The 23,115-nt window shown below is 52.1% G+C and carries 17 protein-coding genes; 7 read left to right on the top strand and 10 right to left on the bottom strand.

Annotated elements, in window-relative coordinates:
- Positions 1 to 12 precede the first annotated feature (12 nt).
- From VOI14_RS05535 to VOI14_RS05520, 4 genes are read right to left on the bottom strand one after another with little or no spacing between them, the layout of a single operon-like run.
- Positions 13 to 1,236 carry a glycosyltransferase family 4 protein gene (locus VOI14_RS05535; protein ID WP_323751036.1) on the bottom strand — a complete coding sequence of 408 codons (1,224 nt, stop codon included), beginning with the start codon at positions 1,234 to 1,236 and terminating at the stop codon, positions 13 to 15.
- On the bottom strand, positions 1,233 to 2,501 hold the full coding sequence (locus tag VOI14_RS05530) for an O-antigen ligase family protein (protein ID WP_323751035.1): 1,269 nt from the start codon (positions 2,499 to 2,501) through the stop codon (positions 1,233 to 1,235). The genes VOI14_RS05535 and VOI14_RS05530 overlap by 4 nt, the downstream gene beginning before the upstream one ends.
- Positions 2,471 to 3,889 carry a hypothetical protein gene (locus VOI14_RS05525; protein ID WP_323751034.1) on the bottom strand — a complete coding sequence of 473 codons (1,419 nt, stop codon included), beginning with the start codon at positions 3,887 to 3,889 and terminating at the stop codon, positions 2,471 to 2,473. The genes VOI14_RS05530 and VOI14_RS05525 overlap by 31 nt, the downstream gene beginning before the upstream one ends.
- Positions 3,886 to 5,151, bottom strand: a complete 1,266-nt coding sequence (locus VOI14_RS05520; protein WP_323751033.1) for a polysaccharide biosynthesis/export family protein — start codon at positions 5,149 to 5,151, stop codon at positions 3,886 to 3,888. The genes VOI14_RS05525 and VOI14_RS05520 overlap by 4 nt, the downstream gene beginning before the upstream one ends.
- A 369-nt stretch (positions 5,152 to 5,520) precedes the next feature.
- Here VOI14_RS05520 and VOI14_RS05515 point away from each other — a divergent pair, with 369 nt between their 5' ends.
- Both VOI14_RS05515 and VOI14_RS05510 read left to right on the top strand, forming a co-directional pair.
- Positions 5,521 to 5,997 (top strand): hypothetical protein, encoded by a 477-nt coding sequence (locus VOI14_RS05515; protein WP_323751032.1) that lies wholly within the window; start codon positions 5,521 to 5,523, stop codon positions 5,995 to 5,997.
- The gene (locus VOI14_RS05510) at positions 5,994 to 7,490 is read left to right on the top strand and encodes an LruC domain-containing protein (protein ID WP_323751031.1); all 1,497 of its coding nucleotides are present in this window, start codon (positions 5,994 to 5,996) and stop codon (positions 7,488 to 7,490) included. Before VOI14_RS05515 ends, VOI14_RS05510 begins: the two co-directional genes overlap by 4 nt.
- 42 nt (positions 7,491 to 7,532) lie before the next feature.
- Here the strand turns inward: VOI14_RS05510 and VOI14_RS05505 are convergent, their stop codons facing one another.
- The 4 genes from VOI14_RS05505 to VOI14_RS05490 are packed head-to-tail and all read right to left on the bottom strand — an operon-like array spanning position 7,533 to position 10,902.
- Positions 7,533 to 8,828 carry an oligosaccharide flippase family protein gene (locus tag VOI14_RS05505; RefSeq protein ID WP_323751030.1) on the bottom strand — a complete coding sequence of 432 codons (1,296 nt, stop codon included), beginning with the start codon at positions 8,826 to 8,828 and terminating at the stop codon, positions 7,533 to 7,535.
- Between the two features lie 28 nt (positions 8,829 to 8,856).
- A complete protein-coding gene (locus VOI14_RS05500) occupies positions 8,857 to 9,201 on the bottom strand; it encodes an STAS domain-containing protein (RefSeq protein ID WP_323751029.1) in 345 nt (114 codons plus the stop codon).
- A gap of 19 nt (positions 9,202 to 9,220) precedes the next feature.
- Positions 9,221 to 9,631, bottom strand: coding sequence for an ATP-binding protein (locus VOI14_RS05495; RefSeq protein ID WP_323751028.1), 411 nt, complete (start codon positions 9,629 to 9,631; stop codon positions 9,221 to 9,223).
- Positions 9,628 to 10,902, bottom strand: coding sequence for a PP2C family protein-serine/threonine phosphatase (locus VOI14_RS05490; RefSeq protein WP_323751027.1), 1,275 nt, complete (start codon positions 10,900 to 10,902; stop codon positions 9,628 to 9,630). The genes VOI14_RS05495 and VOI14_RS05490 overlap by 4 nt, the downstream gene beginning before the upstream one ends.
- A gap of 402 nt (positions 10,903 to 11,304) precedes the next feature.
- On the opposite strand from VOI14_RS05490, the gene VOI14_RS05485 reads away from it, so the two are divergent.
- The 5 genes from VOI14_RS05485 (at position 11,305) to VOI14_RS05465 (ending at position 21,074) form a co-directional block, all read left to right on the top strand.
- The gene (locus VOI14_RS05485) at positions 11,305 to 12,054 is read left to right on the top strand and encodes a phosphate/phosphite/phosphonate ABC transporter substrate-binding protein (protein WP_323751026.1); all 750 of its coding nucleotides are present in this window, start codon (positions 11,305 to 11,307) and stop codon (positions 12,052 to 12,054) included.
- 51 nt (positions 12,055 to 12,105) lie between these two features.
- The gene (locus tag VOI14_RS05480) at positions 12,106 to 15,186 is read left to right on the top strand and encodes a PAS domain S-box protein (protein WP_323751025.1); all 3,081 of its coding nucleotides are present in this window, start codon (positions 12,106 to 12,108) and stop codon (positions 15,184 to 15,186) included.
- Between the two features lie 30 nt (positions 15,187 to 15,216).
- The gene (locus VOI14_RS05475) at positions 15,217 to 16,686 is read left to right on the top strand and encodes a sigma-54 dependent transcriptional regulator (protein WP_323751024.1); all 1,470 of its coding nucleotides are present in this window, start codon (positions 15,217 to 15,219) and stop codon (positions 16,684 to 16,686) included.
- A gap of 127 nt (positions 16,687 to 16,813) precedes the next feature.
- Positions 16,814 to 18,943 carry a putative bifunctional diguanylate cyclase/phosphodiesterase gene (locus tag VOI14_RS05470; RefSeq protein WP_323751023.1) on the top strand — a complete coding sequence of 710 codons (2,130 nt, stop codon included), beginning with the start codon at positions 16,814 to 16,816 and terminating at the stop codon, positions 18,941 to 18,943.
- 472 nt (positions 18,944 to 19,415) lie between these two features.
- On the top strand, positions 19,416 to 21,074 hold the full coding sequence (locus VOI14_RS05465; RefSeq protein WP_323751022.1) for a bifunctional diguanylate cyclase/phosphodiesterase: 1,659 nt from the start codon (positions 19,416 to 19,418) through the stop codon (positions 21,072 to 21,074).
- Between the two features lie 16 nt (positions 21,075 to 21,090).
- Here the strand turns inward: VOI14_RS05465 and VOI14_RS05460 are convergent, their stop codons facing one another.
- A complete protein-coding gene (locus VOI14_RS05460; RefSeq protein ID WP_323751021.1) occupies positions 21,091 to 22,419 on the bottom strand; it encodes an ATP-binding protein in 1,329 nt (442 codons plus the stop codon).
- Positions 22,406 to 23,071: a response regulator transcription factor gene (locus VOI14_RS05455; RefSeq protein WP_323751020.1), complete on the bottom strand. Its 666-nt coding sequence runs from the start codon at positions 23,069 to 23,071 to the stop codon at positions 22,406 to 22,408. Before VOI14_RS05455 ends, VOI14_RS05460 begins: the two co-directional genes overlap by 14 nt.
- Positions 23,072 to 23,115 lie beyond the last annotated feature (44 nt).

The following is a 23,115-nucleotide window of genomic DNA, read 5'->3' as shown; positions in this document are numbered from 1 at the left end:
ACAAAGCAGAATTCATGCCTGCTCTTTATGTTTCAGTGCAAAAGAATAGATTTCCTGGTGTTTTTGGACGATGGATGACCAGCTGTATTGCTTGTCCAGTGTTTGCCGGCCTGCGGCGCCTAAACGATTGCGTTCGGCCGCGTTGTCCAATAGGTGTGAAACCTTAAGTGCGAGATCCGAACCGTCCGTTTTGCACAGGACACCATCCTGACCATCGGCGATGACCGATCGCAAAACCGGGATATCCAGGGCGACAACGGGTTTGTGGTAATGCCAGGCTTCCAGGTACACCACACCCAATGACTCGCGGATGGAAGGAACACATAGCAGGTCCGCGGTAGCCAGCGCTGCGTTTTTGTCCGCTTGGCTAATGTCTTCGATGACGGTAATGCGGGAGTCCTTGATCGCCGCGAAGCGTTTCCTTGACTCCTCGGTTTGCGGCCCGATAAACAGCAGTTGCACGTCTGGGTGTGCTGACCAGATATCACGGGCTGAATTCAGCAACAGATGGTAGCCCTTGGCTTCATCGTGTCGACCCAGAAATAAAACAACGGGGTTATCGTCGAGCTGGTTTGTGTTGCGGAATTCTGCCGTCGATGACGGCGCACTGACCATCGGCCCCATCGGGCATACAAAAGTTCGTTCCGCAGGCGCGCCGTGGGCCTCCAGCCATTCCTTTTCATGCTGTGTCAGTGCGATCAGGGCATCCGCCTGTTGATAGAGTTTGCAGAACCGTGGCGATGACCAGCCTTGTCCCTCCGGCAAGTCGGTATTGGCCAATGGCGACCAAATGAAAGGAACGTCCTGTTCCCGAGCCGCCATTAAGGCGGCTTCGGCCGCAGACGTAAGTCCGTTGTAAATGGAATGGATAAGCTGTTGGCCGCGAGCGTGATGTGCGATTGCTCGTTTGCTGAATTTTCGTAACAGAAAATCAAATAGTGGTCGAAGCGGGCGAACAGTCGCGTGGCGCTCCGCCAGCCAACCCATAACATTGCGGCGCAGACCCGTAGGACAAACCCGGTGGACGGGGCAGGGGCCATCTTGTTGCTGGCCGGATATCTGCCTCGTGATTGCAAGTTCGGGAGAGAACTCATCCGTTGAGCTGTGGCAAACCACATTCACCGGGTGCCCGGCAGCGATCAGGGCCTGAGCAAGCTCGCGGGAATGTAATTCGGAGCCGCCTCGAGCTGGCCAGAACCGCGGAACCACCAGCGTCGCACTTGGTTTAAAGGTCATGACGGAATCTCCTGGTTGTTCGTAATGTCGCGGCCTAAATCGGGTTTGTGAGCTATGCCGATGCACAAGAGCCCGGGCCAGATGAGGTACGCAAGAATTTCAAGGTTCTCGCCAAAGGTGTACAGGAAGAGCATCAGTGCGCAGAAGAACCCGGTACGTTCAATGCCGGGCCTGCGGATTGCACACCAGCCCAGAATGAAGATTGAGGTAGCCAACGGAATCGCTAGTGCAGCAAATCCCACAACCCCTTTCACGAAGAGCAATCCGTACCAGCTGTGATGGCTTCCGATGGGCATGTATTCCACCAGATGGGGGCCCCGCTCAACGACGCCATGCCCCCAAACGGGTGCTTCGCCCTGCCACCGATGCACGGCAATGCGCCCGAGGGCGGCGCGTACACGGGTGGAATCGGCTCTGGCGGATTTTATGGATTCGTAAGTAGAGCCAAGCGTCTCCAGCACCCATCCGCCGAAAAATGCGAACAGCAAGCTCGCCACCATCGCGGCAAACGCGAGCAAAGGGCCTTTGAAATACTTGAGAGTAAACATCACCCCGATGAGCAGTAACAGGACCAGAATGGCCAGGCGTGATTGCGACATCAAGATCATGGCGACACTTGCACATACTCCGATCCGACGCCATTTCTTGTCTTGTTCGACAAACGCCAGCAGAAAAAAGATGTTTGCAACAAATCCCAGAGCCGGTGCCCAGGGAGTGAAAAGGCGCCAGCGAGGCATCCCGCTTTGCGGATCCAGTTCGTAAAGTGACATGGCGAAGAACTCAGGGCCCGGGCCACCGATAATTTTCAGCGGTGACACGTAGGGTGTTTCCGGCAGGCGCAGTATCCAGGCGGCGACAAACAAAGGCAGCAGACACAAGGTATGCAGGCAAACCCGCATGGCGGCGCGCGCTATGAGTTCGGGCCTGATGTTAAGGGTGGCGCCTGCCAGTATGAATATGGCGAGCAAGGCCCAACCCTTGGCCCAGCCAATTGAGGATTTGATCAGTTGTCCGGTGCCGAGGCCTTGCAGTATGTGGCCCACAATGATGCAAACGAGCATTGTGAGCATACCGAGAATCCATACCATGGCCGGTGCTGGCACGCGAAATGGCTGCTCCGTTGAAAGCAAACGCTTCACCATTGTCAGAACCAGCAGCCAGCCGATAACCGGGCCAGCCAGATAGAGCGCGCCTATCAAGTAGAAGGCGTAGGTCAAGCTGAGTCCGACCCAAACTATGCGCTCTTCAGTAGTTTCTGGAGCCATGGCTTCCGTATCCAAAGTAGGCCGAGGCCTGTGATCATGAACACGGTGGCGCCCAGGCCACCGATGAGAGCAAGCTTTTTGACGGTCGAGTCCGCAGATTCAGGAAGGGTGGGGTGCGCCAGCATTTGAATCAAAGGATATGACGAATAGCGGTCGGCGTTACCAATATCCTGTTTGGCCAGCGCCGTTGAAAACACCGCTGTTGCAACTTGTTGCTTCCGACTCAGGTTCTCCAAAGCAACAGAGTCCTCAGTGGTCGCTTCTATCCGGCGCTTCAAGTTAGCAATGAAGGCTGCGTCCGATTGAATGCGTTGCTCAAGGCCGTTTTTCTCCGAGATCAGCATCAGTAGCTCGATCAGTACCTGGTCGTGGGCCGTTTGATTGCCAAGATCGATCAGCTCTTTGTTGCTTAACTCCGGTCTTGAAGTAATTAGATGACCCCGGCGATTCAGTTCTTCATCAACGGTATGGTGGGCCGCATGCAGTTGTTTCAGTTGTGGGTGATCATGCCCCCAGATGCCTTCAAGTGAGGACATTTGGGTGTGAACCTCTGCATGGCGCTCAAGTTGGATCTGAAAGGCTCGGTCGCTGCGCAGTGCGATGGCTGATTTCAGGTTTTCTTCCGAGAGGTTCAGCCCCTGCTGGAGGGTCCAAATCCGCGACACCAACGCTCTGTGCTCGGACACCAGGCTTTCATGGTGATATTTGCTATCTTCCAGTCTTGTGATGAGCCCCTGAAATTGCTCCAACGAGACAATATCGGCCTTAACCTGAAACGCGAGCTTCTTCTGCTGAGCTTCTTCCAGCTTATCGTTAAAACCGGCGATCATGAGCAGGCCAGAGGTCGCCAGATGGTCTGTTTCGTCGTCACGAAGCTGGTCAAGCTGCCACTGGAGCGCCTCATAGAGTGCGTAAGACTTGGCGTATGCCAGCTCGGGCGAAGACCCCTTCATGGTGAATTCCATCAAAGAGGTCTGATCCACCAATTTGATTTTCGGTTGACTAAATGCCTGCACCGTCATACCCAAACGCTGCGCTGCGAGCGCCAGTACAGGCTTGCTGGCGGCAATTGCCTTGTAATTCACCACCGGATCAACCGAGCTGCTGGCGAAAGGTGATGAAGCACTGGCCGAAGCCTGGCCAATGCTTTCAAGACTCACTGCCAGGCCATTGCCTGTGCCCGGAAGAATCAGTGTCCACTCGCTGGAGTATGTCTTTGGCTTTAATGCGATCAAGGCGCCGATCGGTCCCCAGATAACGGCGAGCAGTATCAACATCAAAGCCAGATACATCAGGCGGCGTGCGGCCGGACGAAGACTCAGGCCGTACACCACGAAACGAACGAGTGCGCTGCGCTGGGTACCTTCAGGTGTCGTCTGCGTATTCATCGAAAGATCAGCCCGATTGGGGACAGAACATCGGAAATGGTGCGAGCGATATCGCGCAGGTTTGACACTTCAGAGTCGTAACACACCACGCTGTCGTTGGGCATTAGGTAGGGGTTAACAGAGTGGCTGCCGGGCTGGCTAAGCACCTGCTCAATCCGACGCTCGACTGTAATAGGGCGCCGGGTAACGGGGTCTGTCGTTACGAGTACCGCGTATCGGTCGCTGTTGGTTGAGGCTGCACCGCCAGCGCAATTGCCGGATACGACGGCTGTGTGGAGTTGCGACCCGTAGGGCAGACTGGTGGCGTGCCTGCCGACCGCGGAGCTGGCATTGTTCATTGCCGGTACCGTCAGATTCGAGATGAACACGCGAATACCGGGAGGTGTAATGGACGTCGGCCTGATGATGCGCGCGTCCGGTAAGCCCAGGCTCGGTACTCGAATCTGATCACCTTGGATCAAAGCTACATCTTCAATGTGATGCCCGGCGATAGCGCCGCTCAAATCAATTGGGTAGACGACGCCGCCTCGAAGTAATTCAATTTGTTGCACGTTCGCATCCGGCCGAACGCCGCCAGCCGCCAGCAACGCCGTGGTCATGAATCGGTTCAGTGATGTGCTTCCTCCTCGGAGCATTAACTGCTGCCCGGTGAGTTCAGCCGTTCGCGGATTAACCGCTACCCGGCCAGGGTTGAAAACCGCACCGGCGACGGATACCTGAACGGGGGCCCATTGTTGAATCGAAAGATTCAGAGCCGCCATTCCCCGCTTGAAATAGCCAGACGCTTCCAGCGTTTCATTCACTGCCTTTTCGGCGTACGCCAGCGGAAGCCCTGCCACTTGAATAGGGTTCAGGTAGGGCAACTTTAACGTGCCGTCAAAATCGACCTCATACACACCCGCGAGTGCGGCGTCCGTGGTTTCAAATACCCCGTGAAAGAAACCCTTTGGCGGTAGATCAATGCGAATCCGATCTCCGGGTGACAGCGGTGGCGAAACAGATAATCCCTCTGTCAGCTGAGAAGTTCCGGCAGTAATTCGGTTTGCCGGGGCTCGCTGCTCATCAGGAGCATGGTCGTATGCGATGTAGGCATCACGCGGTCCCAGGTAATGAGCAGGCCCTGCAAGCTGGTCAGATGAATGACGAATCCAATGGCTTCCACGGATAGAGCTCTCATCCCGATCATTGCTGAGACCGGGTGCGGCACAACCAGAACCAGACAAAGCGATGAGTAGCGCAATCATGAGTGACAGGGTTTTCATAGGAACAGTCTCTTTCATCCGAATAGCCCCTCTGGTGAGGAGCCCGTTCATGAACTGTTCCAAAAAGCATGCCAGCCTTTGAGGTTTTAGTAACACATTGAAAACAGATAATAAAATTACTTGTAAGTCGCTGGAGCTTCGATGTTTCGCATAATGCGAATTAATTTAGGAGGAGAAAATGCCGGGCTGGCTGGATAAGTTTGCAATTTGCGAAACATCGAAACGAACTTCATAAATCTGCGCGAGAGATCGGGGTTAAACGCCAGGTTTTGATGGTGGATCCTGGGAAAAGTAAATCAAAACAAGGGAACAGCGTTCATGGCGCAATTACTGCTCTGTCTTTGCGTGTAACTACTTAAAAGGTGGAGTATGAAAACACGCAAAGCTAATCAAGGACCGATATCCAGGGTGGCCCCGGCCATGGGCCTGATTCTGATCACGACTCTGTACGGATGTGGGGGCGGTAGCGACAGTAAAAGTGAAAGCACCCCCACGAGCGCTCCAAGTGAAAGCGTATCTGAGTTGATTTCCGAGCCGACAGCGACCGACATTAAAACCACGACTGCAGTCGCCAGCCGTCAGGCACCGGCAGATTTCTCGTTCAGTAACTACCAGCACCTTCTGGTGTCGGTGCCAGATGCAGACCTGGCCCTCCTCACGCCGGGAAGGCAATACGTTTTGAAGGTATCTGAGCCTGAAGGCGAAGTCTTCCTGTTAACCAGTGTTACTAATAGCCAGTTGTTCGAAACCTCTGTGTCGGTTCCATTGGCATTGTCCACGCTTGTTGTCGATGTCTTCGATGTCCTGGCCAGCGAACTCGTTATTACCCGGGAAATAGCACTATGAAGAAGCGCTCAATGTTGAAGTCGTCCGGTTTGAAATACATCCTTCCTTGCCTGCTATTACCCAGCCTGGCCCACAGTGAACTTGCGTCGTTCCGCTTCAAAGACAACATACGCAGTGATGGTGTTGGCACCATTAACCTATTTACACCGGGTGACAGGGGGAAAAAATCGAATGGCGCTTTGCTCGAGGCGTTTCGAAATGATAATGGCGGCAATCTGGTATTCGCCGTTGATATCAGCGAGCCCAGTTCCGGCAGCGAAACTCCGACCAGTCAGGGCGTCGCTCTGGAATATGTAACCTTGAAACTTACCTTTCCTGAAGAGGTGGTTTCCTATAACAGCTTCATCACACCCACTTATTCGTTCCTGAAGCGGGCAGGGAGCGATGTGCCAGTGCTATACGGCACCATGATCGGAGACGCCAATTCAAACCGCGTGTCATCGAACGCGAACAGTGAGTTAAACGGTTCGTCCTGGGATTCGGTATTGCGAATTCCTGTTGACCGTTCATTGGAAGACCTGGTGAGTGCAGAGCTGGAAGTCGGCTTTCTTCCGGTCGACAAGAAAGCCGGAGACCCGGAAGGTTTTTACGATTTTGGGGGACGGGATGAAATCATTGCGTTACTGACGGCCAATGACGCCACCTCATTGGATGAACTCGTCCCGGGTCGAGCGTTCGCGCCTCTGGTTTTGGATGAGTCCGGCTCCACATTGACAACCTGGACCTATCTGCCTTCCAGTACAGGCTATTACATCGCGTCGTACGAAGATCTTTATCCCAACCGCGGTGATTACGACTTTAATGACCTAGTGGTGGCCTATCAGGTTGCGTTGGGAAGCGAAGGCGACGGCGTTAAGCACATTCGTGGGAACGGACACCTGATTGCGCGAGGCGCTGCCTACGATCACGATTGGCACCTGCTAATCGAACTGCCGGAATGGGCCGTGGGCCACGGCAAGACCCTGTTTTTTGAGCCGGGAAGTGAGGCGCCTTTGGCAGGTTACCCGAAAGATATCGCTGTTTTAGGCAGCGCCAACCTGTTGTTGGCCGAGCATATCGCAGACCAGTTCATGGATGGCACGTCCACCTATGTTAATACGTTCGAAGAGCAGACCGTTCAGCAAGGCCCACGGTTCGAGTTTTCGTTAACCCTGGATGTACCCGTACCGGCGGATGAGGTTGCCCCGGCGCCATTCGATCCTTTCATCTACGTCCATGAAACGGGATATGAAATCCATTTGGCCGGTAAGAACCCCGTGCTGGGCCATTCTCGCAATCGTTTGGATGGTACCGGGTCTTTCCGTGACCAAAGCAACTTTCCTTTCGCGATGATCATCCCGGATGACTTTGAGCCGCCATTGGCTGCCATTGATATCGGGTTGGCTTACCCTTCGTTCGTCGAGTACGTGGAATCAGAGGGCGCAAGCCAGAAAGACTGGTACCAGAGAGGTGTTGCGAACAAGGTTAAGAAAATACCGTTCAAGAATTGGTAAGAAGGAGATTTAAAAAATGCCCGCCTAACAGCGGGCATTTTTTTATGCCATGACAATGGTCGCTGGCAGCTGACTTACCCGGCGACAAGTGAGCAGCATCAATAAGGCACCCAGGGTGTAGGTCACCAGGATGGACAGGGCGATGGCAGTGAGGCCAAAGGGAACCGCGAGTATCAGACCGATGACGAGTAACACCGTAAGTTTCAGGTGACACTGTAAGTCGAGTTTTGGTTGATCAACAGCGCGCAAAAATTGACTGCTGGATTCAAACATCGTTTTCGGCAAGGCGGTTAAGCACAGGATAACGATGAGCGGAATACTTCCGGCTGCTTCCCATTTCTCACCGAAGACCAACGGCACATAGAAAGGCGCTGCAGCGGCCTGTGCCACTACGGTCCCGCCTACAACAATACCTATCATGCGGATGCCATTGCGGTAACGGCCCGCACGAGCCGAGGCGGCATCATGGCTGTCTGCATTGCATAAGTGCGGTAGGAACGCGCTATTGATGGCGTTGGCAAAGGTTGTCGCAATGCCGAGCCCTGCATTAAAGGCGAAAAAGTACAAACCGAGGGCTTCGAGCCCGAGGAAGTGACCAACCAAAAGATAATCCAGATTTTGCCGAATCACCTGCATGCCATCAACGACCAAGAGGTTTCCGCTGTACCTCAGGATTGAACGCCAATCGGTTCCTGGTTGCTGGCGGTCAAAACGCCAAGGGCATTGGGAACGATGGCCGAAGACCCAAATCAATGGCGCAAAAAGCTTGGGGATCACTAAAGCCCAGATGCCCAAACCGGACGCAATGAGCAAAAGAACACCAACCACCTCAAAAAACGTTTGCGAGACTTCAATCTTGGCAACCAGTTTGAGTTTGCTTTGTCGGACGTTCAGTGCGGCATGCACCATGCCAATGGGCATTAACAGATGACAGAGTCCAAGTAAGGCAATAGGGAGCCAGAGATCCGGAGCATCATAGACTGTTGCAATGATAAAACCGGTGACCCATTGGGCCAGCAATAGACCCAGTCCTAGTAACCAATTCAACGAATAGGTTGTTTTGCAAAGTGCCGCCAATGCTTCCAGCGGTGCTTGAACGAGTTTGACCTGAGTGCAGCGCTGCATGAACAGCGTAATGATTTCATGGGCGGTAAAAATCAGTGCAATCTGCCCGTAGTCCACCGTGGAAAATGTACGAGCCACTACCACGGTGATGGCAAGGCGAAAAACCCGACTCAAAAGCATACTGCCAGTGAGCCACCCGACATTCCTGAAAAAAGCATTAGCCCTGAACGAACCGGCCAGATGATTTAGTGTTTGAAAATTAATTCGTCCCATTGGCACGTTCTCGTTTTAGGGGCGGCAATCACGCGATGGCATCTGCTCGGGCTGCGTCCAGATCCTCGAAGATCTCGAAGATTTCGTGCAGTCGTGTCAGTTCAAGTAGTGCCCGGATACTCGGGGACGGGCTGACAAGATGCACTTTTCCACCGTCATTCCTCACTGTTTTCCAGGCACCCACCAACACGGCCAGGCCACTGGAATCCATGAACTGCATGGAGCCAAGGTCGATCACGAGCCGGTTTTTGCCTTCGGCAATCAGAGACTGAAGACGTTTGTGGGCTTCGTCGCTGTTAGCCATCACCAGTTTTTCTGGCAGCTGCACAACTTCAACGGTGGATTGGTTGGTGTTTGTCTGTTGAGTGTTCATGGTTATTCTCCAATTCGTATTAGTGATGTTCGTCTGAAATCAGGTATTTCATCAGTAAGGTTTGGGTTCGCTGAGCGGTTTGTCTCAGCCGGAAGCGATCCATCCACGCGTCCATAATGGGCAGTCCTCGACCTGACAGGCTGTCGTATGGCATAGAGGAGTCGGCAGGAGTTTGATGCACGGTGGGCAAGTGCTCGAAAGCAATGACCATCAACGTGCCTTGAGATCGGGTAAACAAGCGAACCTTCGATGTGAACTCAAATTGCCCAGAATGCTGGACAATATTGTTCAGAGCTTCTCGGCAACAGGTCACCATTTTGAATGTTGTTTCCTCGCTGCTCGACAGATCTTGTAAAAGTGATTGAATCGCTGAGAGAGCTTCCTCAATGGCTTCAAACGAGACCGGATAGGTCTTGGAAATGGGTGTCATAACGACAGCCCCGCTTCAAGTTCGGGCTGAGACTTGTATTCCGGTTGGGGCAGTGGCCGTCGGATCAGGAGCATCGAAACATCATCTTCCAAATCCGACTTGCTCAGCAAAGCGTCCAGTACATTCGAAAGCTTGCTTTGTTGATGGCTCGGCTCGACGCAGGAGACAAGGTTTAGAAGCCCTGCAAGATGTCGCTGTTGTATCTCTGCGCCAGACTTCATCCTTACCGTGAAAATGCCGTCTGAGCTAAGCACGATGCCATCGCCGGGCTTCACTTCGAAGCAGATTGAGTCGAACGTGGCATGGGGCAGCATGCCAACCGGATAGCCACCCTGTCCCAGTGTGCAGGTGTCGCCTGAATCCTGTTCAAGAATAAAAGGGTGGGGGTGCCCGGCCTGGCACAGAGAACCCTCGCCCGTTTCAAGGTCGAGCACGCCATACACCATGGTCAGGTAATCGTTGCCGTTAAATTCGTTAAGGAACCGCTCATTAAGTTCGTGAGCAACCTCTGCCGGGTTTGGCATGGCGTCTGTGTCTGACGAAAGTCGGCTAACACTGGTCAGTAACTGGGTTGCATAGAACGACAGCATGGCTGCTTTGACTCCGTGGCCAGACACATCGAGCAAATAAAACGCGAGCGCCGTAGGGCTGAGCTTGATGATGTTGTAGGCATCTCCTGCCACCCCGTGGGCACCACGAAAGTAGTGCAGAATATCGACACCGGCGGGCAGATCGATTGCATCTGGCAACAGCGCCCTTTGCAACGTTTCCGCCGCTGTCAGGTCATCCCGAAGTTTCGTTAAAACAGACGACTCACGGGTTAATGTTTTTTGGATTTCCTGGTTCTGTACAGCGAGAGATTGACGCAATTCAATAACCCGCCGGCCGGCCTCCAGGCGCACCCGAAGTTCTTCGACCGCAAAAGGTTTGGCGATAAAGTCGTCCGCACCGGCGTCCATAGCGGCCACCAGATCCTGTATCGTTTTTTGGCTAGTCAGCAAGATAAAATACGGGGCCGTTTCAGGTTCTTTCTTAACCTCTTTACAGAAGTCGAACCCGGTCATGAGCGGCATGCGCCAGTCGCTAATGATGATGTCGAATCGTGTGGCTTGCATTTTGGACATAGCGTCGATGCCGTTGGAGGCTTCCGTCACGGAGTACTCCAAATTATTCAGCATTGCGACCAGCCTCAATCGTTCAGCGACGGAATCCTCAACCACCAGCACCTGACAGCCAACACTTGTTGGATTTTGTTTTGACAGCTCTGCCACGTGCATCGTGTAAGTCCCTCGGGAAACGTTCAGGTCAGGACAGCTATCGCAAGTTTGGTGCCAACGCTGTGCGCTGTGGTTTCTGAGCGGGCTGGAAGGAAAAAACAGGGTTAGTTTGTGTGGGTTTCTCGTAGTTTGATTCGCAATTTGCAAATCAGATTGGGCTTTTAACTTATAGTTGTTTGCAAATTGGAACTCTAACCAACTGTGTAACAGTGGTATTCCATGACTTGGTTCGAATTATGCTTTGTCTATGCTTGAGTCTTACGGACGTGCTGCGATTCGGCTGTAGGGGATTTAATTAAGTGGAGTAATTGTATGTTGACCTTGCCAAGATATGTCGTTGCATTGTTACTGAGTGGGCTAATGTTATTCAGTGGGCATGTGACCTCAGCGCATAAAATGGATGACGTCCTAACTTTTGGCGTGGTGCCGCAACAGGCCATGGAGAAACTGGCTCAAAACTGGCTACCCTTAACACGTTATTTGTCCGAGAAGACCGGTTACAACATTCAGTTCGCCACAGCGCCTAATATCCCCGAATTTGAAAAACGGCTTGCTGCGGGAGAGTACGATTTCGCATACATGAACCCTTATCACTTTGTGCTGTTCAACGAGAGTTCCGGATACCGGGCGATAGCGCGCCAGAAGAATCACGTGATCAGAGGTATTATCGTTGTTGCGGCCAGTCTTGAGGCGGAAACGCTTGAGGATCTGGCCGGTGCTGACCTGGCATTTCCGGCTCCCAGAGCCTTTGCCGCCACCATGATTACACGCGCATTTCTGGATGACGCGGCACCGGGTTACACGGCAACTTTCGTAAAATCCCATGATTCGGTGTACCGGGCAGTGGCCAGCGGTCTGTTAATGGGTGGTGGAGGAATAGTGCGAACTTTCAATGAGATGCCTGACGAAATTAGAAAAAAGCTTGAAGTTCTTTGGTTGTCTCCCGGCTATACCGGGCACGCTATTACTGTTCATCCAGGCGTACCAGAAGATATTGCAGCGACGGTCCAACGGGCCATGATTGAGCTGGCGGATTCTGAGACAGGCAGAGATATCCTTAAAGGATTAGGGATGAAGGCTTTGCAGACCGCTAAGGATTCGGATTGGGACGATGTTCGTGAACTGGGTCTTGGTCAGCCTGAGTAGCGTTTTCCGAGACCTGCGTATGCAGGGCCAATAGTATACGGAGATATATTGATGTCATTCAGATGGAAAACCATTCTTGGTATAGCGCTGATCGAGTTGTTCTTTCTCGTGATACTCGTATGGCAGGCCTCCCAGTTTATCCAGAGTGTGGGGGAGACGGATATCCAAAAGCGTGCTGATGACACAACATTTCTGGCTGGCTCCGTCATATTGGATTCACTGATTTCCTACGACCTGGCCTCATTGGAGGAGCATGTTCTCCAAATCGGTACGCTGGATGGCGTCCGCTATGTAAAGGTAGAGGGCTACGGTAAAACATTAGCCGACGTCTCTCTGAGCGCTGACGGAACGGTGATATCAGATACTGGTTTGAGTGCCGTAGAGGACGGTATTCACCATGTACAGCATGAGTTGAAGGCCGGGGGCGAAACCTTTGGCGTACTGAGCATAGGTTTTTCCCTGGAAGAGCTGTATGCACTCGCAAGTGAGGCAAAATCCCGTCTGTTTTTTATCGCGGTTCCCCAAGCTCTGCTCGTTGCTCTGGCTGCCTGGTTTTTAGGGCACTACCTCACAAAGAGGCTTCTGGTGTTGCGCGACGCCAGCGTAAAACTGCAGGCGGGAGAACTCACCGAGCCTGTTGTTGTCCGGGGCAAAGATGAGGTTTCCGAGACGATGCACGCCTTCAACAACATGTCGAAGGTACTGTTGGATCGGGAACAAGCTTTGAACCGGCTCAATGACGAGCTCGTGAACAAAAACGAGCAGTTAATCCAGCGCGACGATGATGTTCAGGCATTGTTAGCGGGTGCACCTGACGGGATCGCAACCATCGACGAAAACAACTGTGTTGTGTATGCCAATAAAGTTCTGGGCGAACTGCTTGAGATTGAAGAGCAAACGCTCGTTGGCCAGCCGATTTCCGAGTTTCTGGGTGAGGACGCAGTGTTGGCGCTTGATTCCGGTCCAACAAAAAATGAAGGGCCGGCCCGCCGAACGATTACTGAACTCTCATCCTTTGCGGGCCGCAGACTTAGTTTGGAAATCAGCGTGTCTTCATTCCGGACCGGCAGTTCCGGCTTGTCGATTCTGATCATCCGCGACCGAACTCGAGAGCATGAATTAGCCCATGCCGCCCAGGTCAGTGACAAACTGAGGGCCAATTTGATCGAGACCAGCCTGGATGCACTGATCACCATCAACCAGGATGGGTTAGTAACCGATTTCAGCCAATCAGCCGAGGAGTTGTTCGGGTGGAGCAAGCAGGAAATCATTGGCAAGCCTATGGCGGACCATGTAATTCCTGAGGAATCCCGGCCAGCTCACTACAAAGGGATGCAGCATTATCTTGCCACAGGCGAGGGGCCGATACTTGGTATGCGGATCGAAACCAGAGCTCAGCGCAGAGGTGGTCAATCTTTTCCTATCGAAATGGTGTTAACGCCCACTAAGATTGATGACGAGATCTTCGTAACCGCCGCTATTCGAGACATTACAGAACGAAAAAACCGGGAAGAAGAACTGATCGAAGCAAAAGCGCAGGCGGAGGAGGCCTCTACTGCGAAATCTCGCTTTCTGTCGTATATGAGTCATGAAATACGCTCACCGCTCAACGCCGTATTGGGCTCGCTTGCTTTGATCCAAGATCAGGCCGGCTTGGGCGAAGCCGGCACGCGGTATGTGCATCTCGCCCGTCAATCCGGGGATGCGCTCTTACAGGTTGTAAATGAAGTTCTCGACTTTTCGAAAATCGAAGCGGGCCATATCGCTTTTGAAAAAGTGACGTTCCCGGTAGAAGACCTTCTTGGCGGTGTGACGGCATCGATTAAAGCCAAAGGTATTAAGGGACAGGTGAATATTCGCACTGAAGTGAGCGCTGAACTACCAGAGCAAGTTGAGGCTGACCGAGATCACTTGCGGCAGGTGCTGACCATACTTATGGACAATGCTTACAAGTTTACAGAGGCGGGTGAAGTGGCCGTGCATGTATCAAGTGTAGCGGCCACCGATTCCGAGTCTGATGAAAACCGGATGCGGATCGAAGTTCGCGACACGGGGCCGGGCATTCCGGCAGATCTCGCCGAGAATGTATTCTCCGAATTTGAGCAGGTCGATGCCATGCGCGACACAGGCTATGGAGGCACGGGCCTCGGATTAGCCATCGCACGAAAACTGGTCGAAGGTATGGACGGTACGATTTGGTTGGAAAGCTCCGTGGGTATTGGTACCACCTTTTTCGTGGAAATACCGTATTCAGAAGCTAACGAGGAAGAAGCGGATCTGACGAACACCGCCACTTCAGAGCATACACCGGCTTCGACAAATCTGGATGATTCATCAAGCCCCCGTGTTTCTGAAGGCAGCACAATCCTGTTGGTCGATGATGTATACGCCAATCTGATCATTGGAGCAGAGCTTCTGAAAAGCAAAGGGTACCGCGTCGATATTGCTTGCGATGGTGTGGAAGCTGTTGAATTGGCCAGCGAAAAAGTTTACTCCGTCATTTTGATGGATATGAGAATGCCACGCTTGAATGGCTTGGAGGCGACCGAGCAGATCCGTTCAACGGGCGGATTGAATGCCAGAACGCCCATCATTGCACTGTCGGCAAATGCCGAGAAGTCTGAAATTGAGCGTTGTTACAAGGTTGGGATGAATGACTTTGTCAGCAAACCCTTCAAAATTGAGCAACTCACGGCGGTTATCGAAAGTTGCCCGCAGGAGTCAGGCTCGGGAGATGACCCGATGATAGACATGGAGACGAAGTACGCGGAGTTTGAGGTAATGTCTGCCGGAGTGTTGAAACAGTTGGCCAGGGATACCTCGGAGGCAGCTGTACCGATGATGCTTACGGTGTTCATCAATGAAATCAAAAAGCGCGCCCAAGGCATTGCTCAGGCGCACAATAGCAAAGATGAAGGCGAAATCCGGGAACAGGCTCACGCCATGAAAAGTTGCGCAGGCACTTTTGGCGGCTTGCGTTTGCAGGCTGCAGCAAAAGATCTGGAAGATGTGGCCGGTGAATCCAAAGCCTGTGAGAATCCCGCATTGATTCGTCAGGTTGGAAAAGTAGCAGATGACACGCTCATGGCTTATTCTGAATATCACAAACGCTTAGAGTCAGAATTTACCTGAACGGATTGTGTCAAACAAAAAGGAATTTGAATGCCGAGTGTAAACCGCCCGAGTGTGTTGTTGATAGAAGATAGCCCCTCCAATGCAATGGTTTATCGCAGCTATCTCCAAGACGATTACGAGGTTAAGGTCGCCAACACCGGGCGCGATGCGCAGGATTACCTGGACCAAGCAAGCTTCGATGTGGTGATCACCGACGTGCGTTTGCCGGACATGAGTGGACTGGCGATTCTCGACAAAGTGCAAGTTGAGAAGCCGACGCTGCCGGTTATCGTCATTACCGCCCATGGCTCGGTGGACATGGTCGTTGATGCGATGCAACGCGGCGCCAGCGACTTCATCACCAAGCCCTTCGATAAGGCCCGTCTCAGCGTAACGCTGAACAATATCCTGAAGAAACATCACCTCGAAGAAGTGGTTCAGGAGTTTGAAAAGGTTTACCGCAGAGAATTCTTCCATAGCATGATCGGCGCCTCCCTGCCGATGCAGAACGTTTACCGGATTGTGGAGAGCGCTGCTGGTAGCAGTGCCTCAGTGTTTATTACCGGCGAAAGCGGTACCGGCAAGGAGCTGTGTTCCGAGGCGTTGCACGCTGAAAGTATTCGATCAGACAAACCCTTTATCGCTCTTAACTGTGCAGCGATTCCCCGAGAATTGATTGAAAGTGAAATCTTCGGTCATGTAAAAGGGGCCTTCACCGGGGCCTCGGCCTCACGAGAGGGCGCTGCGTTGAGGGCATCCGGGGGTACGCTGTTCCTCGACGAGATCGGTGAAATGCCGCTCGATCTGCAAAGTAAATTGTTGCGCTTGATCCAGTCCGGCACCTTCCAGCCGGTTGGGAGCAGCAAAGAAGTTAAAGTGGATATTCGGTTCATCTGCGCCACCAATCGCGACCCGCTCAAGGAAGTTAGGGAAGGGCGCTTTCGGGAAGATTTATACTATCGCCTGCACGTCATCCCTATTCACATGCCCGCGCTTCGGGAGCGTGGCAGCGATATTTTACTCATTGCGCGCGCGCTCTTACGACAATACTCCAGCGATGAGGGTAAATCCTTTCAAGGGTTCAGCCGCGAGGTAGAAGAGTTTTTTACCCATTACTCGTGGCCCGGAAACGTACGGGAACTCAGTAACGTAGTTCGTAATGTTGTGGTATTGAACGACGGGACGAGCGTGGGAATGTCGATGCTTCCCACCATCGCAGCGACAGCAACGCCGATCGCTAGTGATACGCCTATTGATCGTTCGGCGCGCGAAGAGAGTTCAACAGGTTGGACAGCCGCGGATGGGCTGTCGGTCGACCGGCCCCCGCGTCAGGGGCAGGCGCAGAGTTCGGAGATTATTCCACTTTGGCTTGAAGAAAAACGCATCATCGAGTCAGCCATCGATATCTGTGGAGGCAACGTGCCCAGAGCCGCAGCTTTTCTGGAGATCAGTGCGTCGACGATTTATCGCAAGAAACTGCAGTGGGAAAAAGCCGAACTATCCAGCGATTCAATTTGATTCGCAAAATGCAAAAAGATTGTCTTCAATAAAACTTAAGCCTGCAATTAGCTGTTTTAAAACGATGTTTTAAAATGGCACACAACGTGCAATCTCTTTGTTAGCAATAACGCTAACGGAGATAACCATGTTCCAGTCTGAACTTTCAGTCACCCTTGATTCATCGTCAACTCATTCAGAAGCCCATCGTTTGCTGGTTGTAGATGACGATCTGGCGGTACGTATGGTGTCCCGGTATGCCCTGGAGAAATCGGGCTTTGGAGTGACCGACGCCTCCGATGGCTTCACTGCGTTAAGCTGGCTGAAATCCCATGCCTTTGATGCGGTATTACTGGATGCCAGGATGCCGGGTATCGACGGCTTCGCGACCTGTCGGCAGATTCGCGAACTCCTCAATGATGATTCCTTCCCTATTATCATTGCGACCGGTCAGGACGACGAAGACTCCGTCGATGCAGCGTTCGAAAGTGGCGCCACCGATTTTGCCACCAAGCCTCTGAATTGGCGCATCATTACCAAGCGCCTTAACTCACTAATTGGTGCTCGTGCGGTCAAAAAAAATCTAAACGACCGTAGCCATCAGATTTCCTCGATGCTCAAAACATCCTCTGAAGCGATGCTGGTTCTGGATGATAACGGTGTTATCCAGGCCTCGCATTTGCTGGAGCGCTTGCCCTCGGAATTGAGCCGCAATGTGACCCCCGGTAACCGGTTGATTGATTGCCTGCAAACGGATTCCGCCTTGGTGGTTGAACAAGCCAGAGCAGAGGCTCTGAAGGGAGATAGCTTCGATTCGTTTGTGGTTTACAGTTCACAGGATGGATTGGCACACACGGTACAAGGGCGCTTTATTGCCGGTTCAGAGAATGAACTCATCTGCTTACTTCAGGATCAAAGTGAAGCGTTTGTGGTTGAGAAACAAATGTTCGACTTGGTCCATAAGGACCCGTCCACCGGTGTGGCTAACGAAAAACAGTTGATGTCCGAACTGCGGCAGCGTCTGAGGGATGGTGTAGAAACCAATACACACTCCGTTTTGTTGCGGTATTCGGCTTCGGATTTACGTTGTTTTGAGCCGCGAATTGGGCGCCAAGGTATGGGTAGGCTGGCCCGGACGATCGTTGAACGTTTGGGCGTCGGTGTCGAAAATTTTCTGCTTACACGGGAGCAGATTTCAGAACCCGGTAACGCATTGATCGCACGCCTTTCGGATTCTGACTATATCGTAGTTCTGTCCGGACTCGAGGAGGTGGGGTTTGCCGATGAACTTGCAGACGTATTGCTGAGGAGGGTGACCGCGGGCATCGAAATTGATGGTTTCACTTGTTCGGTTGAATGGGCTGTTGGGGTCGCTGACAGCATAGACAGTTCAGCGACACCCGACGGGATACTTAGCGCGACCGCTTATGCAATTCAATCTGAAGGCGCCCTTGCCAGTGGGCGCAGAATCCACCGCTATAACACCGAGCTTCGTGAACGGGTGTGTCAGGATATTGAAATAGAGAGGCTTCTCCGCCGAGATATTGCGGATGGTGTGCTTGAAATGCATTACCAACCGAAATTTGACCTGTCCGGCCTCGGACTAATCGGGATGGAGGCACTGATGCGCTGGACAAACAGCGAACTGGGGGTTGTGTCACCAGCACGCTTCATACCAATTGCTGAAAAATCCGGACTCATCGTTTCGTTAAGTCACGTTATGGTTGAGAAAGTATTAGATCAGATGATGGTTTGGCGAGTAGAAGATCGTAAACAGGTGCCTGTTTCGATCAACATTTCCGGTATTCACCTAAACACCCGCACCATTGTCCAAGAACTGCAGGCCGGCATCAAACAACGGAATATTCCGCCTCATTTGCTAGAGCTGGAAGTGACCGAGAGCATCATGATCGATGGCACCGGGAAGGCGCTTAAAAACCTGACAGACCTGAGGGACATGGGGGTCCGAGTTGCGATTGATGATTTTGGAACCGGCTATTCGTCCCTGAGTTACCTACGTTCCTTGCCGATTGACTGCCTGAAGATTGACCGAAGTTTTGTAAGTTCCATCACCACGTGCTCCACGGCACAAGCCATTGCAAAAGCGATCATTACGGTAGGCCACGACGTAAACCTCCACGTCATTGCTGAAGGTGTGGAAACCCACGAACAGCTTGAATGCCTAACAAATTTGGGTTGCGACTCAGTGCAGGGGTACTTCACCGGGCGCCCTGTTGCGAGTGCAGAATTTACTCGCTTTTTTGATAGCGCAGACTAAGCCGTAAGAGGCGTTTTCTGCACCGGTTAAAGATCATGTAGTTTGCGTAACAAAAAGTCGGTGTATAGTCTTAAGAGGAGATTCTCGAAGCGAACCCCGCAAGACTCGCCATCTCGGTTAGCTCGTTTCGGTAGGGAAGATGTAAGACTATTTCTGGGACGATTCGACTATGGCGTTATTTAGAAGGTACGCAGATGGCTGGGCAACGAAATATTTCCGGTTGGAGCTCGCGAGAGAGCTTCATTTGCGCGCGAAATTTATACCGGCACTTGGATTATCTGTTGTATTTTTGTTATCGAGCTACTTCTATAAGCCAGAAATCAGTTTTCCGTTAATATCCTGGGTTGCGACATTCACTGTTATCTACTTGTTCATGCAGTTTCGTTTTTTTGGCAAGGCTGCGAAACCCTGTAGCGAAACCTACATATCCTGGACCTGGAGTTTCTCCGCTACCTGCTGGTTGGCGGGGCTCATGTGGGGCCTGTTTCCAACGATTATCTTTCCGTCTATAAGTCATTCGGAGCAGTTGGCACTGATCATGATGTTGTTCGCCATACTGTCGGTTCCGGCGCCAGCGCTTTCCCGCTGTTTACCTCTCATCATGATTTACTCAACCCTGCTGATCTTGTTAGTCGCTATTGCTTTCCTGTCGCATCATGAGGGGTTTGATCGCCATTCAGTGTTCGTCATGGTCGTTTTGTTGGGTTCATTGATTTATTTGTATGAGCAGCGGGGGATTGCAAAAGAAATCCTCAATTCCGCCGAAGATAAGCGTCGTTTAAAGACAAGTGGAATAACCATTAGGCGGCTAAAACGCGATAGATACCACGACTCAGTGACCGATCTATTCAATAAAGTGGGGCTGATAACCTATCTGCGCAGCACCGGCGAGGATTATTCAACCTTCATGATTTTTGCGTTGAAAGTTCGGGATGTCGACACGCTTTATTCAAGCCATAGTAAGGCGTCCATCGACGATCTTATTCGCGATCTTACGGCCCGTTTGCAAGGTTGTAGTTTCGATCAAAAAACAATCGCTCACTTGGGTTTGGGCGAGTTCCTGGTTTTGGTGCCGGGAGCGGACAGCGAAAATCTGGATTCATTCGGGCAGGATTTTTTTACGCTTTTCGAAGAGCCCTTCAACAGTCTTCTAGGCCCGATGACCTTTAGTTTGGCGATTGGTTGTGCGCTTTACCCCGAGCATTCCACGAGCAAACAGGGCGTGATTCCATACGCGTTAACCGCGCTCAAAGCTGCAGAGAGTCACGCGGGGAATCATCTGGAACTGTACACCGACGACATGGCGATCCAGCTGAATCGCAGAGCTTTTGTTCGCTCCCAGCTAGCAAACGCCATAAAAAACGAAGAGTTCTCGTTACACATTCAACCGAAGCTGAATCTTCAATCGAATACGGTGGATAGTGCTGAAGTGCTGGTTCGTTGGAATAGCCCGACGATGGGAATGGTTAGCCCGGCAGAATTTATACCCGTTGCTGAATCAACCAGCGACATTGTGCCGTTAGGCCGGTGGGTGCTGAAGGAAGCGACTCGTATATTGAGGGGGACAAGCTTACCGTCAAAGTTCTCGTTAGCCGTGAATGTATCGGTCAAGCAGCTGGCCGACCCACGATTTGTCCCCGATATTCAGGAATTCGCTCGTCAGCTGCACGGCACCGGCCGCACGCTGGAGCTTGAGATTACCGAAAGTATGATGATAACTGATGAGGCTATTTTCAGAAAGATCCTGGGGAGGGTCTCTGAGCTGGGCGTTAAGATCGCCTTGGACGACTTTGGTACAGGCTATTCCTCTCTGAGTTATCTGACCAGCCTCACGGCCGACAGGCTGAAGCTGGATAAGTCCTTCATTGACCCGATACCTGAAAACCAACGCCAAGCTTCGTTTGTGTCTACTGTTATTGCTATGGCTCACAGCCTGGGCATGCCTATCGTTGCCGAGGGTGTAGAGAAGCCGGAGCAACTTAAGTGGTTGAGTGAAAATCAGTGCGACACCATACAAGGCTATTTTTTATCCCGGCCTTTACCGCTTAGTCAGTTTTCGGACTGGCTTGAGAGTAATGTCTGCCCGAAGACGAATGAGTTTAAGGCTCCACTGCTGGTGGCTGCAGGATAGTGCCCATGGCACGGGTTTAGAGATTCACACAGACTTTTAAGCCCCTATGCCCAGACATTGAAAAACTCAGGTTACCGTCATAGCGTCCAACGATTTCCCGAACGATAGCCAAACCCAAGCCATGGCCTGGTGTCTGTTCGTCCAGTCTCAGGCCTCGTGTTCCAAGCATAGCAAGTTCGGTTTTCTGAACCCCTGGGCCGTCATCGGTCACAATGATCTGCGGGACTCCTGCCGATTGGGCTAAAGACAGTTCGACGTAATTTGTCGACCATTTTCCTGCGTTATCCAGAAGATTTCCGATGATTTCGTTCAGATCGTGTTCCTCAATGGCCCAGCGGCAGCCTTCCGGTAACGTACTGGAAAGTTCAAAGGACTTGTCGGGATAGAGACGACCCAGCATCCAGAGCAAATCACGGGCCTGCTTTAGAGGGTCGGCACTCATCCCGACCTGAGGCCCTGCGAACCGACTGCGGCGCAGCTCGGCTTCAAGTTGAGTGTCGATACCGTCCAGCCGTTCAGCCAGTTGCTTACGCAGCGCGCAATCTAGCGGTCGATCAGTGTTCTCAAGGACCTGACGGACGGCGGCAATCGGAGTTTTGATACTGTGGGAGAGATTGGCCATGGCATCTCGTGATTTCTCGAGTCGCTGGTCAAGGGAGTCCATTAACTGGTTAAGTTGTTTGACCAAGGGGGCGAACTCTTCTGGAGCCTGCATGTCAATACGATTGATTTGGCCACTCTGTAGGCTCGCTAAATCTCTCTTAATCTTGGTGACAGGGCGCATGGCCAAGCTGATTCCGAGCCATATCACGACGATTAACATCAAAATTAAGACAATGGAAATAACAGCGGTCCAAACATGAAGTTCCATTTGGCTGTGCTTCAGAGCACCAAAATCTTCCGCCACAATAATAACAATCGGCATTCCGCTCACTGACAAAGCCTTTCGGTAGGCCAGCACATCCGACGGTGCTTCGGCCGTCGTTTTGCCTTGAACACGAATGGTTCCGCTTACCTCATTTCCCAGAAATGGAATCAAAAGTGGTTTCCAACTTATTGGCAAAACGAGGGTTTGTGATGGAGACTGTATGGCGAACGCATGGTGGAACACGTCCTGAAAGTAATCGCCGGTATTAAGCAGATCAACCTTCCCGTCGGTTTTTCGTATTTGGTGTTCCAGAAAGGCGACCTCATCTTTGAGCCGTTCCTCAACAAAATCCCGGGACATTCGGTCGAGCAAATAGCCGTGAACCATCCAAGCGAGTGCCATCAACCCAATGCCGGCAGGCAGCAAGCACACGAACAGAGTGCCTTTTACAGACCATGGTCTCTCAAACAACTTCATTAAAAAGATACCCCTGACCGCGGCGCGTTAGGATGGAGTCAGTTCCTACCAGCTTCCTCAACCTTCGAATATAAGCTTCGATAACGTTTTCATTTGGTGTGTCATTCAGACTGTAGAGTTGCTCCATTAACTGTTCTTTCGAAAACACCTGGCCTGGGCGGCTCATCAGGCAGCGTAATAAACGAAATTCGGTGCCTGTCAGAGTGTGTTCATTACCGTCGGTCATTTTTAAAATCTGGCGATTCTCGTCCAGTTCGAAACGACCGGATTTAAGCGTGGACTCCACACGTCCTTCGCTGCGTCGAATGATGGCATTGAGCCGGGCAACGAGCTCTTCCATTTGGAAAGGCTTGGCCAGATAGTCGTCTGCACCAGCTTTAAGACCGCCGACCTTGTCCTGCCAGTCACCTCTAGCTGTGAGAATCAGTACCGGAAAACCGATTTGATGCCCACGCCACTTTTTGAGCACTTCCAACCCATTTCCGTCTGGCAAACCCAGATCCAGCACGACAGCGCGATAGTCCTCTTGCACACCCAAGCTTATGGCCTCTCTTGCTGTTCTTGCCCAATCGACCCTAAACCCCGCCTTTTCAAGTTGGCTCATAAGCCCGTCGGCTAACAAATGATCATCTTCTACCAATAGTAGGCGCATGGATTGGTTCTTACTCCTTGAGATCTGTTGTCGGCAAGTATGGG

The sequence above is a fragment of the Marinobacter sp. genome (assembly GCF_034669625.1).
Lineage (GTDB): Bacteria > Pseudomonadota > Gammaproteobacteria > Pseudomonadales > Oleiphilaceae > Marinobacter.
The sequence above is the reverse complement of the archived record's forward strand: the minus strand, read 5'-3'. Positions and strand labels throughout refer to the sequence as shown.